The 18,627-nt window shown below is 67.2% G+C and carries 17 protein-coding genes; 14 read left to right on the forward strand and 3 right to left on the reverse strand.

Annotated elements, in window-relative coordinates; translation table 11 throughout:
• The first annotated feature begins 85 nt into the window (after positions 1–85).
• The 5 genes from NFL01S_RS21430 to NFL01S_RS21450 all read left to right on the forward strand — a co-directional run bounded on the left by NFL01S_RS21430 (position 86) and on the right by NFL01S_RS21450 (position 6,818).
• Positions 86–1,030: an ROK family protein gene (locus NFL01S_RS21430; protein WP_084493045.1), complete on the forward strand. Its 945-nt coding sequence runs from the start codon at positions 86–88 to the stop codon at positions 1,028–1,030.
• 136 nt (positions 1,031–1,166) lie between these two features.
• Positions 1,167–1,904 (forward strand): phosphoglyceromutase, encoded by a 738-nt coding sequence (locus NFL01S_RS21435; RefSeq protein ID WP_062977960.1) that lies wholly within the window; start codon positions 1,167–1,169, stop codon positions 1,902–1,904.
• 721 nt (positions 1,905–2,625) lie between these two features.
• The gene (locus tag NFL01S_RS21440; protein ID WP_062977961.1) at positions 2,626–4,677 is read left to right on the forward strand and encodes a CocE/NonD family hydrolase; all 2,052 of its coding nucleotides are present in this window, start codon (positions 2,626–2,628) and stop codon (positions 4,675–4,677) included.
• Between the two features lie 219 nt (positions 4,678–4,896).
• Positions 4,897–6,132, forward strand: a complete 1,236-nt coding sequence (locus tag NFL01S_RS21445) for a sensor histidine kinase (RefSeq protein ID WP_062977964.1) — start codon at positions 4,897–4,899, stop codon at positions 6,130–6,132.
• Positions 6,129–6,818 (forward strand): response regulator, encoded by a 690-nt coding sequence (locus tag NFL01S_RS21450; protein WP_033247009.1) that lies wholly within the window; start codon positions 6,129–6,131, stop codon positions 6,816–6,818. Before NFL01S_RS21445 ends, NFL01S_RS21450 begins: the two co-directional genes overlap by 4 nt.
• A 79-nt stretch (positions 6,819–6,897) precedes the next feature.
• Here the strand turns inward: NFL01S_RS21450 and NFL01S_RS34640 are convergent, their stop codons facing one another.
• Together NFL01S_RS34640 and NFL01S_RS21460 are read right to left on the reverse strand one after the other, a co-directional pair.
• The gene (locus NFL01S_RS34640; protein ID WP_157116771.1) at positions 6,898–7,431 is read right to left on the reverse strand and encodes a hypothetical protein; all 534 of its coding nucleotides are present in this window, start codon (positions 7,429–7,431) and stop codon (positions 6,898–6,900) included.
• A gap of 82 nt (positions 7,432–7,513) precedes the next feature.
• Positions 7,514–8,356, reverse strand: a complete 843-nt coding sequence (locus NFL01S_RS21460; RefSeq protein ID WP_062977967.1) for a DUF3109 family protein — start codon at positions 8,354–8,356, stop codon at positions 7,514–7,516.
• A 134-nt stretch (positions 8,357–8,490) separates the two neighbouring features.
• Here NFL01S_RS21460 and NFL01S_RS21465 point away from each other — a divergent pair, with 134 nt between their 5' ends.
• The 9 genes from NFL01S_RS21465 (at position 8,491) to NFL01S_RS21500 (ending at position 17,194) form a co-directional block, all read left to right on the forward strand.
• Positions 8,491–9,519 carry a Ppx/GppA family phosphatase gene (locus NFL01S_RS21465; protein WP_062977970.1) on the forward strand — a complete coding sequence of 343 codons (1,029 nt, stop codon included), beginning with the start codon at positions 8,491–8,493 and terminating at the stop codon, positions 9,517–9,519.
• Positions 9,516–11,228 carry an Rv0497 family membrane protein gene (locus NFL01S_RS21470; protein WP_062977972.1) on the forward strand — a complete coding sequence of 571 codons (1,713 nt, stop codon included), beginning with the start codon at positions 9,516–9,518 and terminating at the stop codon, positions 11,226–11,228. Before NFL01S_RS21465 ends, NFL01S_RS21470 begins: the two co-directional genes overlap by 4 nt.
• A 12-nt stretch (positions 11,229–11,240) precedes the next feature.
• Entirely contained in the window at positions 11,241–12,110 is an 870-nt protein-coding gene (locus NFL01S_RS21475) for a sugar phosphate isomerase/epimerase family protein (protein WP_062977974.1), read from the forward strand.
• A 254-nt stretch (positions 12,111–12,364) separates the two neighbouring features.
• Complete coding sequence (locus tag NFL01S_RS21480) at positions 12,365–13,267, forward strand: thioesterase family protein (RefSeq protein WP_062978203.1); 903 nt, start codon at positions 12,365–12,367, stop codon at positions 13,265–13,267.
• 129 nt (positions 13,268–13,396) lie between these two features.
• Positions 13,397–14,215, forward strand: coding sequence for a pyrroline-5-carboxylate reductase (gene proC, locus NFL01S_RS21485; RefSeq protein WP_062977976.1), 819 nt, complete (start codon positions 13,397–13,399; stop codon positions 14,213–14,215).
• Positions 14,216–14,378: 163 nt separating this feature from the next.
• Positions 14,379–14,609, forward strand: a complete 231-nt coding sequence (locus NFL01S_RS21490) for a helix-turn-helix domain-containing protein (protein WP_086007797.1) — start codon at positions 14,379–14,381, stop codon at positions 14,607–14,609.
• A 206-nt stretch (positions 14,610–14,815) separates the two neighbouring features.
• On the forward strand, positions 14,816–14,917 hold the full coding sequence (locus NFL01S_RS34645) for a 30S ribosomal protein bS22 (RefSeq protein ID WP_003402602.1): 102 nt from the start codon (positions 14,816–14,818) through the stop codon (positions 14,915–14,917).
• Positions 14,918–15,140: 223 nt separating this feature from the next.
• Complete coding sequence (locus NFL01S_RS21495) at positions 15,141–16,184, forward strand: NAD-dependent epimerase/dehydratase family protein (protein ID WP_062978204.1); 1,044 nt, start codon at positions 15,141–15,143, stop codon at positions 16,182–16,184.
• Positions 16,181–17,194, forward strand: coding sequence for a lysophospholipid acyltransferase family protein (locus NFL01S_RS21500; RefSeq protein ID WP_062977978.1), 1,014 nt, complete (start codon positions 16,181–16,183; stop codon positions 17,192–17,194). Before NFL01S_RS21495 ends, NFL01S_RS21500 begins: the two co-directional genes overlap by 4 nt.
• A 341-nt stretch (positions 17,195–17,535) precedes the next feature.
• On the opposite strand, the gene NFL01S_RS21505 is transcribed toward NFL01S_RS21500, so the two are convergent.
• Positions 17,536–18,483: an HAD family hydrolase gene (locus NFL01S_RS21505; RefSeq protein ID WP_245670825.1), complete on the reverse strand. Its 948-nt coding sequence runs from the start codon at positions 18,481–18,483 to the stop codon at positions 17,536–17,538.
• Between the last annotated feature and the right edge of the window lie 144 nt (positions 18,484–18,627).

The following is an 18,627-nucleotide window of genomic DNA, read 5'->3' on the forward strand; positions in this document are numbered from 1 at the left end:
GGCGACAATCGGCGGATCGGATATTGGCGAGCCGTCGACGGCGCGGAATCGGCCGTCGGCGCGCACAGGCTGGTTTGGAGGCAGGGTGGCGGTTCTGGCGCTCGATATCGGGGCAACGAAATTCGCCGCGGGGCAGGTCGACGACACGGGGCGTGTGTACGCGGTCCGGCGGGCGCCGGTGCCGGCCGCCGGAGTATGGGAGGCCTGCCGCGACCTGCTGCTGGCGGTGGCCGGCGCCGACACGGTGACAGCGGTCGGGATCGGATCGGCGGGGCCGGTGGATGTTCCGGCCGGGATCACCGGCCCGCTCAATATCCCGGAGTGGCGTTCCGGATTCGGTATCGTCGCCGCGGTCGAAGCGCTCTTCCCAGGAGCGGCCGTGCGATTCGCGATCGACGGCGCGTGCCTGGCTCTGGCGGAACGGGATTCGGGCGCGCTGCGCGGGGTCCGCAACGCATTGGCGATGACCGTATCGTCCGGGATCGGCGGCGGGATCCTCGTCGACGGGCGGGTTTCGCTGGGCCGTACCGGAAATGCGGGGCATATCGGGCATATCGTCGTGCCCGGCTGGGAGGTTCCCTGTGCCTGCGGCGGCGTGGGTTGTGTGGAAGCCGTGGCAAGCGGGATGTCTTCGGCGCGCTGGGCGCGGGAACGCGGCTGGAGCGGCGAGACCGGTGCCGAGCTGGCGCAGGCCGCCCGGACGGGGGACCCGATCGCCCTGGCCGCGCTGGAGCGGGCCGGGACCGCACTCGGTCAGGCGATCAGCTCCGCGGCCGGACTGCTGGATATCGATACGGTGGTCGTCGGTGGCGGCTTCGCGCACTCCGGCGAACCACTCTGGCGACCGCTACGCGCGGCGGTCGAGCGGCACGCCCGGCTGAACTTCGTGCGCGGGCTGCGGGTCGAACTGTCCCGGCTCGACGCAGGCGCCACACTCGTCGGCGCCGGTGTCCTCGCCCATTCGGCCACGCGCCCGTTCGACACCGAATCCTCGAATATCGGTAGCAGTGCCTCCCGCTCAGTGGGCTGAAGACGGGCTCGCATCGCCTTGCCCCCGGGGAGCGACCGTATCCAGCACGTGACCAGGTGTCGGGAGACGAACGGTCGACGTTCATGGGCCCCGGCCCGCGCCGGTGCCCCATACACAACATGGCAGGATTACCCGCATGACCTACACCCTCGTTTTGCTGCGCCACGGCGAGAGCGAATGGAATGCCCTGAACCTGTTCACCGGCTGGGTGGACGTGCACCTCACCGATAAGGGCATCGCCGAGGGGAAACGCGCCGGTGAACTGCTCGCCGAACACGGAATCCTGCCCGATATCGCCTATACCTCGCTGCTGCGCCGGGCGATCTCGACCGCGAATTTCGCGCTCGATGCCGCCGATCGGCACTGGATTCCGGTGGTCCGGGACTGGCGGCTGAACGAGCGGCACTACGGCGCGCTGCAGGGTAAGAACAAGGCCCAGATCCGCGACGAATACGGCGAGGATCAGTTCATGCTGTGGCGGCGTAGTTACGACACGCCGCCGCCGCCGATCGACCTCGACGACGAATACAGCCAGTCGGGTGATCCGCGGTATGCCGATATCGAGGTTCCGCGCACGGAATGCCTGCTCGATGTGGTGAACCGGATGGTTCCGTACTGGGAGTCGACGATCTCGCAGGAACTGAAGACCGGTAAGACGGTGCTGGTGGCGGCGCACGGTAATTCACTGCGTGCGCTGGTGAAGCATCTGGACCGGATTTCCGACGACGATATCGCGGGGTTGAATATCCCGACCGGGATTCCGTTGCGGTATGAACTCGACGAAGATATGCGACCGGTGCGTCCGCGGGAGTACCTGGATCCGGAGGCCGCTGCCGCCGGGGCCGCTGCGGTGGCGAGCCAGGGGGGTCGCTGAGAGTTCACGTAAAGCGCCGCAGCCTGTGATGGGTTGCGGCGCTTTCGGTTTTCGGGCCGCGTCGGATGGTGGGGCGTTGGGGCTGTGAATCGTGGTCTCGCCGATGTCGGGAGATCGACACTGTTCACACCGTTGTCCCGCAACAATGTGCTCCTCACGAACTACCCATTCGGGATACCGCCGGCCGCCCGCACCGGCACCGGCAACGGCAGAGGTCGGCAAGTCCAGGGCCTCGTCCGGGATGTGTGTTGTCGGTTGGTTCTTGTTCGTGGGTGGCCGCTGTCGGGTAGACCCTGTTCTCGGAGAGGGGGTGGCTGTCGGGTTGATCCTGTTGCCGGGAGTGGGAACTGCCGTCGGTGTAGGGCCTTCGTGAAGGGGCGAGCTGTAATTTCGGAGACGCGCCGCGTCTCGAGGGTGGGCCATTATGGGCTCGGTTCTTCTCCTCCGCTTCGTCGCCGGAACCGGGCAGGCCCCACACCCGTGATCCGGGATCGATCGAGCCGTACTTGGCCGCGGCATAGTTGGGGCAGGCCCCACACCCGTGGTCCGGGGGATTCGTGAAATCTCCCGGTGGGGTGCAGTTCTTTTTGTGGTCGGATACCGGATTGCATTACGCGAAAGGGATTTGGGGTGGAATCTGTCCCAGAAACCCTCGTTACTCGCCGGTAACGCTGTGTATGCTCTCGATCATTCGACCAGCTCGAGAGATGGATCACGACCTATGAAGTTCGTGCTACGCGCCACTGTGGCAATGGCCGCCGTCGCGCTGCTGGTGCCGCTGCTGGGTGGCGGCGCCGCGGCAGCGCCGGTGGTGACGGGACCGGATGGGGGAGCGGCCGGGGCGCAGTGGGCGGCCACCCACGACGGCCCGCAGCAGTACCCGAATATCCACATCACCTGGGATGTGCCGATCACGATGAGTGACGGCACGGTGCTGAAGGCGAATGTGTACCGGCCCGCCGATACCGCTTCGCGGCCGATCGACACCCGCACACCCGTGCTGGTGAATATGACGCCGTACACCAAGCTGGCGACGAACCTGATCGACCACATGGGGTCGGTGCCGGGTCTGTCCGACGCCGTGAACCAGCTGGCCCGCGATATCGATATGACCGGGACTCCACTGTCCGGGCTCACCGATCTCACCAAGGCGCTCGGTGGAGGCGCGATGCGGAACTTCGCCGTGGACCGGCAGCTGGTGAAGAGCGGCTACGTGCAGGTCGTGGTCGATGTCCGCGGGACCGGGTTCTCCCAGGGCGTATGGGACATGCTGCGGCAGCGAGAACAAGCCGATACCGTCGAGGTGATCGATTGGGCCTCCCGGCAGGCCTGGTCCGACGGTCAGGTCGGGATGACCGGTATGTCGTATTCGGGAATCAACCAGCTCCAGGCCGCCGAGAAGCATCCGCCCGCGCTGAAGGCGCTGTTCCCCGTGGTGCCGGGTAGTGACCTGGCGCAGGACGTACTCATGCCCGGCGGCGGGTTCGGCTTCAATTTCATCCCGCTGTGGATGACGCTGATCAACACGACCAAATGGATGCCGAATGTGGAATCCATGGTCAACGGCACCTTCGATCCGCGATGGCTGCACGATCGGTTGTCTTCGCCGTTCACCTACCTGGACGTTTTTCTCAACGCCTATACCACCCCGCGGGTAGAGGATCTGGATCCGCGGTTGCAGGAGATGATCCGCGGCGACAGCCCGGACCGGCAGGCCTGGCTGGGGGATCCTTCGAAAGTCGACGTGCCGACCTTCGTCACCGGTGGCTGGCACGATCTGTTCACCTACTCCGAATCGCAGATCTACAACCAGATGCCGCTCGCACCCGGGCAGAAGCAACTGCTCATGGGCGATACGTATCACATCAATTCGGGTAGCGAATCGGGGAAGCCCGGATTGCCGCCGCGGCTGGACGTGCTGCAGCGGGCCTGGTTCGACAGGTGGTTGAAAGGTATCGACAACGGGATCGATCGGTACGGGCCCGTGACTCTGCGGCAGCAGGGCGGGGGCTGGGTCACCAGGGACGGTTTCGGTGAGAGCGCCCCGGCCGATCAGCAGGCCGAACACCGCCGGATGTATCTGTCCGCGGCGCCCAGCGGGACCGGCGGCCACAGCGTCCACGACGGATCGCTGACCGCCGTCGCCGACAGTGCCGCGCGGCTGACCGTCGCGCCGGGGCTCACCGGTTTGTGTTCCAACGACGCCGGCCAGGCCACCGCGGGCGTTATCGCGATCGTCAATGCCTGTGGTGCGGATTCGCGGATCCAGGAATCGAACGGGTTGACCTTCACCAGTGCCCCGGTTGCCGAAGCCGTCGATATTTCCGGGCCCATCGCGGTGCATCTGGAGACCGTGCACGACGCGGCCGACGGCTACTGGTCGGTGACGGTCAACGATGTGGCGCCGGACGGGCAGTCACGGGTGTTGTCGTCGGGGCAGCTGATGGCTTCCCTGCGGGAGATCGACGAATCCCGCAGCAGCCGGTCGGCCAACGGTGACTACACCGATCCGCGGCCGTTCGTCACGATCGAAAACCGGCGGCTCACCGTTCCCGGTGAGGTCACCACGCTGGATATCGCGGTACCCGCGATCGAGGCGCGGCTGGAGCCCGGGCATCGGCTGCGGGTGGACGTCTATGCCGGCAATCCCCCGAAGGGAGTGCCGCCGCTGCCGATGCTCCTCGACACCGGGTTCAAACCGCAGCATCTGCAGCTCGATCCGCACCGGCCGAGTTTCGTGAACGTGCCGGTGCGCGGAAACCCCGGTTGGTGAACGCCCGCCGGCACTGACCGATACGAACCCCGTTGTGTCCCAGACGCAACGGGGTTCGTCGTTGCCGAGGGGTGGAACACGCCCGGACCGATTCCAAACCAGGTCCATGCCCAACAATGCGTAAACGCCCGGCGAACACCGCCGTAATCGCCCGTGACCTGCGTGAAACTTCACCGACCCCGGGTTTGTTTACGCGTCGTCGACCGTACGATTCTTGGTGTGAGCGTTCCCCAGGCCGTACTACTGGCAGTCCTGGCGGCTGTCGTCGGACTGGCCGTCGGTGGATTGGTGATCCCGTACGTGAACGCCCGGACGGCGCAGCGCCGCCAGGCCGATTCCGGTCTCACCATGTCCCAGGTTCTCGACCTGATCGTGCTCGCCTCGGAGAGCGGCATCGCGGTCGTGGACGAGTACCGCGACGTCGTGCTCGTCAACCCGCGTGCCGAGGAACTCGGCCTGGTGCGTAACCGGCTGCTCGACGAACGCGCGTGGGAAGCGGTGGAGAAGGTGCTGTCCACCGCCGAATCGGCGGAATTCGATCTCACCGCGGAGAAACCCACACCCGGCCGGGGCCGGATCGCGGTGCGTGGCCTGGCCCGTCCGCTGTCCCCGGAAGAAACCAGTTTCACCGTCCTGTTCGCCGACGACGATTCCGAACAGGCCCGGATGGAAGCCACCCGCCGCGATTTCGTCGCCAATGTGAGCCACGAGCTGAAGACACCGGTCGGTGCTATGAGCCTCCTGGCCGAAGCGCTGCTGGAATCGGCCGACGATCCCGAGGCGGTCCGGCATTTCGGGGAACGCGTCCTCGGGGAATCCAACCGGCTCGGGAAAATGGTTACCGAGCTGATCGCGCTGTCGCGCCTGCAGGGGGCGGAGAAATTGCCCGAACTCGAGGTCGTGGATGTCGATACGGTGGTCAGCCAGGCCGTGGACCGTTCGCGCACGGCCGCCGAAGCCGCCGGGATCACGGTCAGCACCGACCGGCCCAGTGGGCTCGAGGTCCGCGGCGACGAAACTCTGCTCATCACCGCCTTGTCGAACCTGGTGGAGAACGCCATCGCCTACTCGCCGCGCGGCTCGCATGTTTCGGTCAGCCGCTCGATCCGCGGCAACTATGTCGCGATGGCCGTCACCGACCGGGGGATCGGTATCGCCAAGGACGACCAGGAACGCGTCTTCGAACGCTTCTTCCGGTCCGATAAAGCGCGCTCCCGCGCGACCGGGGGAACCGGCCTGGGTCTGGCTATCGTGAAGCACGTGGCCGCCAACCACAACGGTGAGATCACGCTGTGGAGCAAGCTCGGCACGGGCTCGACATTCACCCTGCGCATACCCGCGCACCAGGAGGCCGATGGTGACGGCGCCGCCGGTCTGCCCGCGTTGACGAAGAGAGAACCCAGCCCGCGGCAGTCCGGCCCGGGCCGATCGAATGGTGTGGAGGCACGCAGATGACGAGTGTGTTGATCGTCGAGGATGAGGAATCGCTGGCCGATCCGCTCGCCTTCTTGCTGCGCAAGGAAGGTTTCGAGGTCACGGTCGTCGGCGACGGCCCCTCGGCGCTCGCCGAGTTCGACCGTTCCGGCGCCGATATCGTCCTGCTGGATCTGATGTTGCCCGGCATGAGCGGTACCGATGTCTGTAAACAGCTGCGCACCCGCAGCGGTGTTCCGGTGATCATGGTCACCGCGCGCGACAGCGAGATCGACAAGGTGGTCGGGCTGGAACTCGGTGCCGACGACTACGTCACCAAACCGTATTCGGCACGGGAACTGATCGCCCGCATCCGGGCGGTGCTGCGCCGCGGTGCCGGTGACGAACTGGATGCCGGTAGCGAGAACGGCGTGCTGGAGGCCGGCCCGGTGCGGATGGATGTGGACCGGCACACGGTGCTGGTGAACGGCAACCCGGTGACCCTGCCGCTGAAGGAATTCGACCTGCTCGAATACCTGCTCCGCAACTCCGGCCGGGTCCTCACCCGCGGGCAGCTGATCGACCGGGTGTGGGGCGCGGACTATGTCGGCGATACCAAAACCCTCGACGTGCACGTCAAACGGCTGCGGTCGAAGATCGAAGCCGATCCGGCCCGGCCCGAACACCTGGTGACCGTACGCGGCCTGGGATACAAGCTCGAGGCCTGAGCGACCCGGGCCCGGAGGCGGCAGCGGAGCGTGACCACGCAGGGCCCTCGGCCGGGCCCATGGATACAGCCCGAGCGAGTCAGGGGAAGTAGATCCAGACCTCGCCGACGGGCGTGTCGTTCCGGTGCAGCGGCGCCCAGCCCAGACCGTCCTCCTGGCTGCAGTCGTAGAGGGGCACGGTGCTGCCGTCACCGCGGCAGACGATGCTGCGCCGGGTTCCGTGCGGGCTGAGTACCAGCTGTTTGCCCGAATCACGGGCGGCCAGTGCATTCGGGGCGCCCAACGGAATGAATTCGGCGGTCCGGTCGGAGAACTGATGCGGGTCAGCGGCAGGTTGCGCGGACGCGCCGGCCGCAACCGCGGTCGTAGCGGCCCAGATGAGGACGACGGTGAACAAGGCGCGGGTCACGGCGGCAGCCCGCACGATGTGTGTGCTGCGGGCGGGCGAACGTAGCGCCGCAGCGAGCCGGGCCGGTCGCGGCGCCGTATGCCTCTGTTTTACCGGCCGGCGGTCTCCCGGAGCCAGGAGATATTCCATGACGCCACCAGCGGCGGTATCCGGCTGGTGTCCGCCGGGGTAGGCCGGGCATTTTCCGGCGGGGCGAACGGACATGGTGTGGAGCGCAGCGAATCGCCCGGCTTTCATGGCGCGGCCTCCGGTAGGTGGGGGTTATCGCAGCTCGAGTCCCCGGATTTTATCGGGCACCGGCGGTAAACCGTGGCGACGCGCCCCGGGCCTTGCGGCGGGCCTCGGTGGTCGCGGGGTGTTCCGCGATGATCGGGGTGCCCTCGCGTCGGCGCAGCTGCCGCTCGAGCTCCCGATAGGCGGGCTCGCCCAGCAATTCGATGAGTTCGGCGCGATAGGCCTGCCACACCGGACGCTCGCCGATATGCGCGTCGGGGGAGCCGGAACAGTACCAGTCGAGATCGATTCCCCCCGGTCCCCAGCCGCGCCGATCGTATTCGGTCAGAACGGTCCGCAGGATCTCCACACCGTCCGGCCGGGTCACCCATTCCTGGGTGCGGCGGATCGGCAGCTGCCAGCAGACGTCGGGTTTGACGGTATGCGGTTCCAGGCCCCGGCGTACGGCCATGATGTGCAGGGCGCATCCCCCGCCACCCGGGAAATCCGGTCGGTTCAGAAAGATACAGGCGTCGTTGTGGCGGCGGGTCCGTTCGGCGGACTCGCCGTCGAGTTCGTCGATTTCCAGGTAGGACTTGCGGCTGATCTTGCCCTTGTCGTTGCGGGCCTCCTCCATCAGCTGCCAGTCGTCGGCGGTCAGCATCTTCACCGCTTTGCGCAGCCGTTTGCGATCGTCGTCGTCGGAGAGGAACGCGCCGTGTGTGCAGCAGCCGGCGTCGGGTTGTTCGGCGAGGATCCCCTGGCAGGCAGGGGTGCCGAAAACGCAGGTCCAATGGGAGAGCAGCCAGGTCAGGTCGGCGGCGATCAGATGTTGTTCGTCGGCCGGATCCACGAACTCCAGCCACTCTCGCGCGAAGTCGAGTGGCACTTCCCGGCTCGGCCGCATCTTCGGCATCGGAAGATCGGTCGGGGTAGGCCCAGCGGGAGCGGGCATCGAGTCGTTCGTGGCTGCGCCAGACGTCACAACCCCTAACGCTAACACCACGACCAGGTCGATTGCTGTTCAGGTAGACCAAGTACCGTGTCCGTGTGCGTCTAGGTGTCCTCGATGTCGGCAGCAACACCGTTCACCTACTGGTGGTGGACGCGCACAGGGGTGGTCATCCCATGCCGATGAGCTCGACGAAGGAGTCGCTGCGGCTCTCGGAGAGCATGGACGACGCCGGGCGGATCACGGCCGAGGGGGCGCAGAGACTCGTCGATACGGTGGCCGATCTCGCCAATCTGGCGATCACCTCCGGCTGCGCGGAACTGATGGCGTTCGCCACCTCGGCGGTACGCGAGGCGACCAATTCCGACGAGGTACTCGCGCGGATCCGTACGGAGACCGGCGTGGATCTGCGGGTGCTGGCCGGAGTGGACGAGGCGCGGTTGACATTCCTGGCCGTTCGCCGTTGGTACGGCTGGAGCGCCGGCCGGATTCTCAATCTCGATATCGGCGGCGGTTCGCTCGAGGTGAGCAGCGGTGTCGACGAGGAACCGGATGTGGCGCTGTCGTTGCAACTGGGGGCCGGGAGGCTGACCCGCAAATGGCTGCCCGAGGACCCACCGAGTAAACGCCGGATCGCCATCCTGCGGGACTGGCTCGCCGCCGAACTGGTCGATCCCGCCAAACAGCTGCTGGTGCCAGGTAAACCCGATCTGGCGGTGGGCAGCTCCAAAACCTTCAGGTCGCTGGCCCGGCTCACCGGTGCTGCCCCTTCCGGCGCGGGGCCGCGGGTACGGCGGACGCTGACCAGTTCGGGACTGCGGCAACTGATCGCGTTCATCTCCCGGATGACCGCGGCCGATCGCGCGGAATTGGAAGGGGTCAGCGCCGATCGTTCGCAGCAATTGGTGGCCGGGGCCCTCGTCGCCGAGGCCGCCATGTGCGCACTTTCCCTCGATACGCTGGAAATTTGTCCATGGGCGCTGCGCGAAGGGCTGATCCTGCGCAAACTGGATACCGATATGGATGGTGGACCACTGACAACGAACGCTCCGAACGCGGCGGCCGGTAACGGTTGGGCGCCCGGTGGCGGTACGTCGGCGGGCCCGGTCGAAACGGTGCCTTCATGAGCAGGAACTCCAATCAGTTGTCGGTCGCCGAACTCCTGGCCCGCAACGGCCAGCAGCCGACCTCCGGCGGCGGCGGACGCAGACGGCGCGGGGGCCGCGGTGTTTCGGTCTCCGAGCTGACCGGCGATCTTCCGGTCGTCGACGGCGGCACCACGCACGCGGCCGCCGACGAGGACGAGGATCCGGCCGGTTCGCCCACGGGCTACTCGCCCGCCGGCAACGGATACGCGCCGCACGACTATGCGGGTGAACAGGTTTCGGGCGGGGAGCCGAGCCAGTCGCCGATGTCCGGGCCGATCACGGTGTACAACCCGCTGGCCCCGCACCCGGACGATGCCCCGCCGGCCCGCCTGGGAGAGCCGAGCCCGTACCCGGCCGGCGATGCCGCACCGCCGCGTGGCGGCCGACGCAGGCGGCCCGAACCGGACGACGACGAACCGTCGGCCGCCGCGTACCCGGGCGCCGATCCGAATCCCCCCTGGGAGACCGGCCCACCGCTGCCCAGCGGCGGCCGGGCGGCGCGCAGACGGGCCGCGGAAGCCGCCGAGGCCGCGTCGGTGGTGGAGGATTCGCCGGTTCCTGCGGCGGAGACCCCGGCGGGATACGACCTTCCGCCGGCCGCCGGTGGTTTCGGTGCCTTCCCCGCGCCCGCACCGGCCGCGCCGCCGGAGTTCGGCCATCCCGATATGGGACCGCCCTCGCCGGCGCCGGAGAACGGCGGCCCCCCGCGGCTTGGCCCGCCGGCACTCGCCACCGAGGCATGGCCCGCGCCCGCACCCGCCACCGAGGCATGGCCCGCGCCCGCACCCGCCACTGAGGCATGGCCGGCACCCGCACCCGCCGGCGATGCGCGACCCAAGCTCGAACGCCGCCGCCGCGGTGCGCGCCCGCTGCCCGATCCCGCCCCCTGGCCCGAACCTCCGCCTGGGCCACCCGGCGAGCCGGCGAACGCGGATCAGGCGACCGCGGTGTGGTCGCTGGCCGAACCGAACCAAGGGGCGCCGGCGGGTCCACCGGTTCTCGGCGCCCCGCCGCTCGAGAAGACGGACCGGGGCCGGCGCCGTGGGAAACGCAACGGTCACCCCGACACCCCTCCGGCACCGGGGTTCGCCGAGTCCGGCCCGCCGCATCCGGATCTCGCGGCCGGCGACGGTTTCCGCAATACCGATATGTATGCCACGGATGTGCACGGACCCATGCCGCCGGCACCGGGGCCCATGCCGCGTGAGCACGGTACCGACACCGGCGATTTCGAGCCGGATTCCGATTTCTACGCCGTCCCCGAGGACGAGATCGACGACGAGCCCAAGGGGCGCAACCGGTTCTCCCGTTCCGGCAAGCCGGGCGCGGTGAGCACGAAATTCGGTGGGGCGAGCGGCAAACTCGCCGCCGCTCGCTCGCGGTTGGCCACCGGCGGCCGGGAACGCGACAGCGCAGACGCGGCGGATCCCCGGAAGCAATGGGCCGTACTGGGGGCGCAGAGCCTCGGCGCGGCTCTGGCCGGGATGCTGATGTTCAAGGGTTTCGAAATGCTGTGGGAGATGCAGCCGCTGATGGCGCTCGCACTGGCCGTCGTGGTGATCCTCGGTCTCGTGGCCCTGGTCCGGATCCTGCGCCGCACCGACGATATCTTCAGTACCGTGATCGCCGTGGTCGTCGGTGTGTTCGTGACATTGGGGCCGTTGGCATTTCTACTCAGTACCGGCTGAGCGAGGGCAACGATGGCAGGCAACACTCCCGCGGCCCGGCCGCGGGACGGGGGGATCAAGGTCGGTCTGTCGACTGCCTCGGTCTATCCGCAGAACACCGAGGCCGCCTTTCGTTATGCGGCCGAATTGGGTTACGACGGCATCGAACTGATGGTGTGGGCCGAACCGGCCAGCCAGAGCATCGACATCGTGCGCGGGTACTCGCGTAAATACGCGGTGCCCGTCCTCGCGGTGCACGCGCCGTGCCTGCTCATCTCGCAGCGGGTGTGGGGCGCCGACCCGGCGGCCAAACTCGCTCGCAGCGTGCGTACCGCCGAAGTTCTCGGCGCCGATACCGTGGTCGTGCATCCACCGTTCCGGTGGCAGCGTCGCTATGCCGAGGGTTTCGCCGAACAGGTGGCCGACCTGGAGCGGCAGAGCTCGGTGGCCGTCGCCGTGGAGAATATGTTTCCGATGCGGGCCGATAAATTGTTCGGCCGCCGGTCCGGCGATATCCGGCGCCTCGAACGCCGCGGCGGCCCCGGTTTGGCGCTGACTGCGTTCAGCCCCGGTTACGACCCCACCGAGATCGGTTTCCAGCACTACACCCTGGATCTGTCGCATACCGCGACCGCGGGCACCGACCCGCTGGTCCTGGTCGAACGCATGGGCGCAGGCCTGGTTCACCTGCACCTGGCCGACGGCCGCGGGGCGGCCCACGACGAACACCTGATCCCCGGCGAGGGGACGCAGCCCTGTGCAGAGGTGTGCGCCGCACTGGTCGGCAATGGTTTCACCGGGCATGTGGTTGCCGAGATCAACACCCAGGAAGCGCGTACGACCGCGGCCCGTGCGGCCATGCTGACCCGCACCCTGGACTTCGCTCGCGAACAGCTGTGTTGATCCGCGCTCCGAAAACCCGGCGGCCTCCCGCGGAGCTCGGTCACCGTGAGACACGTCATACAACGGGCGGGCCACCGGACCGGAAGGCCTGCACCTCTCATTGCTCCCGTGGAAATCACCCGTAGGCTGTTCCTTCGGGAACGGCACCACCGCGGCGCCGAGTCCAGCGATGCCCGCGAAGGGTGACAGCGCGACGCCAGAGGGCTTCGACCCCGCGGCGTCGCAGGCGCCGCAAAATGAACACAGGAGTATTGATGACGACGGAAACGGAGCCCGGCACCGATATCGACCTGGTGCAAGCGGAGGCGCCGTTCAGCCGGGTCTGTGCTCTGACCGAACTCGCCGCCGACGAACCGGGCGCCGGCCGCTATCGCGGCGTCGTCGACGAGATCTGGACGATCGGGCCGAAGGTGCACGGCGGCACGATGGTCGCGGGTTCGGCGGCGGCCGCGACCCGCTGGTTGCGGACCGTGGAACCGGATCGGGCGGCTATGGCGCCGCTGTCGGGCAGTACCGATTTCCTGGGGGCGCCCGAGCCCGGGGAGGTCCTCTACGAGGTGTCCATCCGTAAAGTAGGCCGGCAGATCTGCCTGGTGGATGTGACGCTGTACCAGCGGGGGCGACCACTGGTGCGTACGGCGTTCACGTTCGGCCATCTCGACGGCCCGGAGCGGGCTCCCCTGTACACCCCCACCCATACGGATCTGCCGGTCGAACCGGCCGCGGACGCAATCGGTTACGAACCGGGCTCCTCGATGGGCCGGATCGTGCACGTCGCCCGCGGTATGGACGCGTTCCTCGATCGCGACTGGGCACGGTTCATCGACAACGAACAGGGCGAGCCCCGGTTGCGGATGTGGTTGCGGCCGCGGCCGCAGGATCAGGCCGATCCGGAGACCGCGTCCTATATCGCCATGATGGCCGCCGATATGTGCCCGCCGGTACCTACCAATCTGGGCTATTTCGGCTGGTCGCCTACCGTACAGATGACAACGTATCTGCGGCGGCGCCCGGCGCCGGGCTGGTTGCGCATCATCGCCACCACCCACGAGGTGAGCGGGGGGATGTTCGATTCGGATCAGATAGTCGTCGATTCCACCGGGGCACTGGTAGCGCAGAGCCGCCAGCTGGCGCTGCTGCCCTCCCCGAAGCGCTAGCCGGACTCGGGGGAGTACCTCCGGCGCGCACCTTCCCGACTGCAGGGCCATCCGGCCGTTGCGCTGGACGACTCTCGCGGTTCGGGGCCCGTTCGTGCTCGCGGAGGCCCGGCATTGGACACTGTTCTCATGACACGTATTGCGGTGATCGGCGGTGGCCGGATCGGTGAGGCCTTGATTGCCGGCTTGCTGGAGGCCGGGCGAGCCGTCAAAGACCTGGTGGTCGTCGAAACCCATGCCGACCGGGCGGAACTGCTGGCGGGACGATTCGGGGTGCGGGTGACCGATGCGGTCGCCGATGCGGCGGTCGGTGCCGACCTGCTGGTTGTCGCGGTGAAACCGATGGATGTGGACGCGGTACTCACCGAACTCGGAAAAGCAGATCTCGGCGGGGAACAGGATCAGATCCTGGTGTCGCTGGCGGCAGGGGTGCCGACGGTCCGGCTGGAGAACAAACTACCGGCAGGCTTCCCCGTGGTCCGGGTCATGCCGAACACTCCGATGCTGGTCGGTGAGGGAATGAGTGTGCTCGCCGCCGGCCGCTATGCCAAACACGAACAGCTGGAACTGGTGACCGAGCTGCTGAGCACCGTCGGGCAGGTCTGTGTGGTGCCCGAATCGCAGATGGATGCGGTGACCGCGGTCTCGGGTTCCGGGCCGGCCTATTTCTTCCTCGTTGTGGAGGCGATGGTCGAGGCGGGCGTCGGGTTGGGGCTCACCCGGGATATCTCCACCCAGCTGGTCACCCAGACCATGCTCGGTTCGGCGGCCATGCTGGCGGAGTCGGGACAGAGCGCCGTGGATCTGCGGGCGGCGGTCACCTCCCCGTCGGGAACGACCGCGGCGGCCCTGCGTGAACTGGAACGGTCGGGGCTGCGGTCGGCCTTCCTGGAGGCCCTGCATGCGGCAAAGCGGCGCTCATCGGAACAGGGAGGGACCTCCGAATGACCGGTTGACCCCCAGCGTATGAACCTGTTTTCTCACTCCCGTCGCAGTAATCCCACTGGTCCCGCTAAGCTTCAAGGAGCACGTGCGTGTCTGTTCCGCCGGTGGGGAAGCCGGCGGCGCGGACGTGCCGGAGGTCAGTGGTGCGATGATGTCTTCTAACAAGATGTCCGCTGGTGGCGGCGGTGGTTCGTCGCCAGGACAATCAATACTCGGTGGTGGGACGCAATTTCTCACCGTCGCCGAGGTGGCAGATCTGATGCGAGTATCGAAGATGACGGTGTACCGGCTGGTGCATTCGGGCGAGCTACCGGCGGTACGTGTCGGTAGATCGTTCCGGGTGCATGCGAAGGCGGTGCACGAATATCTGGAGACGTCCTACTTCGATGCCGGGTGAAGGCGGTTACCGGCCCCGTCCGGTGGGCCGGTAACATCAACCCTCGCTGTGTTGGATCGGTGGCTGCTGTCGGCCTGCCTTCGGGCGGTCGTGGCCGGCCGCCGCCTCCAGGGCTGAGTGTTCAGCCGCGAGCAACCGGGCGTACGGCCGGATAGTTGACGTAAGCGAGCGCGTGACGCGCCGAGGAGAGAACGCGAGGACACCCTATGGGTTCTGTGATCAAGAAGCGCCGCAAGCGCATGTCGAAGAAGAAGCATCGCAAACTGCTTCGTCGTACCCGCGTGCAGCGGCGCAAACTCGGCAAGTAAGCGCGAGCGCGCCTCGTATCCGGAAAAACCCGCTACCATTCGGTGGCGGGTTTTTCATTGCGTTTCGGTGGGCTGAAGTCGGGGTTAGATCCTCGTTAAGGGCGGCGGGGTTCGCGGTCACGGCCGCTAGTCTGGTACGTGCAACATTGAGCGGGGGATCCGATGCTCGAGGTGGGACGGTCCGGTGCAGGTGGATGCTGACGTGAACGGCAACGACAGGCCCATGGTGGTGCTGGTGACCGGCGCCAGCCGTTATTTCGGCGGAAATGTCGTCTGCCGACTGGCCGCCGACCCCGATATCGAACGCGTTGTCGCGGTCGATGTACTCACCCCCGGTCCGCCGCTACGCCGCCGGATGGGCCGCGCCGAATTCGTCCGCGCCGATATTCGGAACCCATTGATTCGTAAGGTTATCGAACGTTATCGGGTCGATACCGTGGTACATACCGCGATTTTGTCGCAACCTCCGTCGGGTGGTGGCGGCCGGGCAGCGATGAAAGATATGAACGTGCTCGGCGCGATGCAGTTGTTCGCGGTCTGCCAGAAATCACCGACTGTGCGCCGGGTGGTGTTGCGCTCGAGTTCCGGGGTATACGGCGGGAGTGCGAAGGATCCCGCGAAATTCACCGAGGAAATGAGCGCGCGCACACCACCGGGCGGCTGGTTCGCCCGGGACATGATCGAGGTCGAGGGCTTCGCCCGCGGCCTGGCCCGGCGTCGGCCGGATATCACCACCACCACCTTGCGCCTCGCGCCGATCATCGGCCCCGGCCTGGGCCGGCGGGCCGCGCAACTGCTGCGTTCGCCGATCACGCCGACCGTGCTCGGCCGGGATGCGCGCATGCAGTTCCTGCACGAGGAAGACGCCGTAGCGGCACTGGTCCACGCCACTGCGGCGGGGCCGGGTGGTACCTTCAATATCGCCGGCGACGGAGCCTTGGCACTTTCTCAGGCGGTACGCCGTGCGGGCCGGGTCGCGATGCCGGTACCGTGGTCGGTGTTCCGCACCGTCGGCCGGACCCTGATGGGCCCGGTGATGCGTGATTTCAGTTCCGAACAGCTCGATTATTTCCTTTTCGGTTGTGGTCTGGACACGACGCGTATGCGCGCCGAACTCGGGTTCGAGCCGCGCTGGACGACGGTACAGGCGTTCGACGACTTCACCGGGGGCGCAGCGTTGCGGCCCGTAGTCGATCCGATGTGGATCGACGCCGCAGAAAACAAACTGCTCGGCCTGCTGAAGGCCGGTACGGGAGCACATACATGAACGACGTCGCCAAAGTTATTCGGTTACAAGATCTTTCCACCGTGCCGCGGCCCCGGCCGCCCGCGCGGGAATGGGCCGATTCCGCCGACCGATCGGTAACGTCGCTGACCGACCGGCTGACCCCGCCCAACCCGCCGCCGCCACGGTCGTTCGGAGATCTGCTGCGCGACGCCGTCGGCAAACAGATCGGACGCACCGCCGAGTTCGCCCGTCGCCGGCTCACCGGTGACTACCAGGTCGACGAGTTCGGCTTCGACGAGCATCTGCTCGAATCGGTGCTTCTGCCCGCCATGCGACCGCTCGCCGAGAACTGGTTCCGGGTCCAGGTGAACGGTATGGAGAACATCCCGGAGGCCGGTGGCGCCCTGATCGTGGCCAACCACGCCGGTACCGTCCCGCTCGACGGGCTCATGCTCCAGCTGGCGGTGCACGATCACCACCCCAAACAGCGGGCCCTGCGCCTGCTGGCGGCCGATCTGGTCTTCGAGATGCCGATGGTGGGCTCGCTCGCCCGCAAAGCGGGGCACACCCTGGCCTGCCGGCCGGACGCCGAACGGCTGCTGCGCTCCGGCGAGATCACCGGGGTCTTCCCGGAAGGGTTCAAAGGTGTCGGTAAGCAGTACGCCGACCGCTACAAGCTCCAGCGCTTCGGCCGCGGCGGCTTCGTGGCGGCCGCGGTGCGCACCGGGATGCCGATCATCCCGTGCTCCATCGTCGGGTCGGAAGAGATCTATCCGAAACTCGCCGATATCAAACCGCTCGCCCGGTTGCTGGGGCTGCCGTACTTCCCGGTGACCCCGACCTTCCCGCATCTCGGTCCGTTGGGCGCCGTCCCACTGCCCTCCAAGTGGTACATCGAATTCGGCACCCCGATCAGCACCACCGAATACGAAACCGAAGACGCCGACGATCCGATGCTCATGTTCGAGGTCACCGACCAGGTCCGCGAAACCATCCAGCAAACCCTCTACAAGCTGCTCATCAAACGCCGCAACACCTTCATAGGCTGAATATTTTGCGCCGACTCCGTCGGCGTGGGTTCCGGCCCCCGAGGTCCCTGCTTTCCGCACTCGACACTCGCGGCTGCGCCGCATCGCCCAGAGCACGGAAAGGCAGGGACGGGCCGAAACCTTTCAGGCCTCGCTGAACTCGGTACCGCCGTTGGTTGCGTCAGGTTGGGTAGTGGGTCCGGTGCCGGCTTGCCGGCTGGGTAGTGGGGTTCGTTTGGTGAGTAGTGAGCCCGCTTCGGCCGCTTTTCGGAGGTTCGATGCGGTCGGCCCACTGCTCGACGCCTTCGGTCGAGGAGGGTCGAGACACGATCACGTCCGCCCCGGTCGCGCGCCGCGGGCTACTACCGGCGCCGGCGGGTTACGGCTGCGGCAACGGCACCTCCCGCGGCGCCGAGGGCGAGAGCTGTGGGGACGCCGATTTTCGCGGCTTTACGCCCCGTGCGGAAATCACGGATCTCCCAGCCGCGGGCCTTCGCGACCTCACGCAGGTCGGAATCGGGGTTGATGGCGACCGCCGTGCCGGTGAGCGAGAGCATCGGCACATCGTTGTGGCTGTCCGAATAGGCCGTACACCGTTTGAGGTTGAGGCCTTCGCGGATGGCCAGTGCGCGCACCGCATGTGCCTTACCGAGACCGTGCAGGATATCGCCGACCAGGCGGCCGGTGAATTTCCCGTCGACACTTTCGGCGACTGTGCCGAGGGCGCCGGTCAAGCCGAGTCGTTTGGCGATCACCTGGGCGAGTTCGACCGGGGTCGCGGTGACCAGCCAGACCTGCTGGCCCGCGTCCAGATGCATCTGTGCCAGGGCGCGGGTACCGGGCCAGATCTTGTCGGCGATGATCTCGTCGTAGATTTCTTCGCCCAGTGCCGCGAGTTCGGCGGTGGAGCGGCCGGCGATGAATTCCAGCGCTTTCTCTTTACCGGTGGCCATATCGGTGCTGTTCTCTTTGCCGGTGATCCGGAACTTCACCTGCTTCCACGCGATATCTGCCAGATCGGCGCTGCGGAAATATTTGCGAGCCGCCAGGCCGCGGGCGAAATGCACGATCGAGGCGCCCTGCACCATCGTGTTGTCGACGTCGAAGAATGCGGCGGCGGTGAGGTCACGCGGGACCTCGGGGATATCGGTATCGCCGGCGCCGGCCCGTTCGGCGTCCTGGAGCGCCAGCGCGGCGTCGGCACTGGCCTCACCGGCGACGTTGGCGCGGACCTCTTCCTCGCTGGGTCCGAACGGACTGCGCGAGATACGCGCGAGCTGCTCGGAGAGGCCTTGTCCGAGCGGTCCCAGATTCCAGCGCACCGGAAGTTCCCCGAACCGGCCCGCGATGAACCCGGTTTTCCCCACCTTCGATCGTTCCGGCACCAGTACCTCCGCCTGTTCGCGCGAATCACGTCCACACTAACCGGACGCGCTCTCATGGACCCACCGCAG

It is taken from the genome of Nocardia flavorosea NBRC 108225 (genome assembly GCF_001613385.1).
Lineage (GTDB): Bacteria > Actinomycetota > Actinomycetes > Mycobacteriales > Mycobacteriaceae > Nocardia > Nocardia flavorosea.

Coding starts and splice junctions, on each gene's coding strand:
- NFL01S_RS21435 (WP_062977960.1), top strand. CDS start 1,167: ATGACCTACACCCTCGTTTTGCTGCGCCACGGCGAGAGCGAATGGAAT.
- NFL01S_RS21440 (WP_062977961.1), top strand. CDS start 2,626: ATGAAGTTCGTGCTACGCGCCACTGTGGCAATGGCCGCCGTCGCGCTG.
- NFL01S_RS21450 (WP_033247009.1), top strand. CDS start 6,129: ATGACGAGTGTGTTGATCGTCGAGGATGAGGAATCGCTGGCCGATCCG.
- NFL01S_RS34640 (WP_157116771.1), bottom strand. CDS start 7,431: ATGTCCGTTCGCCCCGCCGGAAAATGCCCGGCCTACCCCGGCGGACAC.
- NFL01S_RS21460 (WP_062977967.1), bottom strand. CDS start 8,356: ATGCCGAAGATGCGGCCGAGCCGGGAAGTGCCACTCGACTTCGCGCGA.
- NFL01S_RS21470 (WP_062977972.1), top strand. CDS start 9,516: ATGAGCAGGAACTCCAATCAGTTGTCGGTCGCCGAACTCCTGGCCCGC.
- NFL01S_RS21475 (WP_062977974.1), top strand. CDS start 11,241: ATGGCAGGCAACACTCCCGCGGCCCGGCCGCGGGACGGGGGGATCAAG.
- NFL01S_RS21480 (WP_062978203.1), top strand. CDS start 12,365: ATGACGACGGAAACGGAGCCCGGCACCGATATCGACCTGGTGCAAGCG.
- proC (WP_062977976.1), top strand. CDS start 13,397: ATGACACGTATTGCGGTGATCGGCGGTGGCCGGATCGGTGAGGCCTTG.
- NFL01S_RS21490 (WP_086007797.1), top strand. CDS start 14,379: ATGTCCGCTGGTGGCGGCGGTGGTTCGTCGCCAGGACAATCAATACTC.
- NFL01S_RS34645 (WP_003402602.1), top strand. CDS start 14,816: ATGGGTTCTGTGATCAAGAAGCGCCGCAAGCGCATGTCGAAGAAGAAG.
- NFL01S_RS21495 (WP_062978204.1), top strand. CDS start 15,141: ATGGTGGTGCTGGTGACCGGCGCCAGCCGTTATTTCGGCGGAAATGTC.
- NFL01S_RS21500 (WP_062977978.1), top strand. CDS start 16,181: ATGAACGACGTCGCCAAAGTTATTCGGTTACAAGATCTTTCCACCGTG.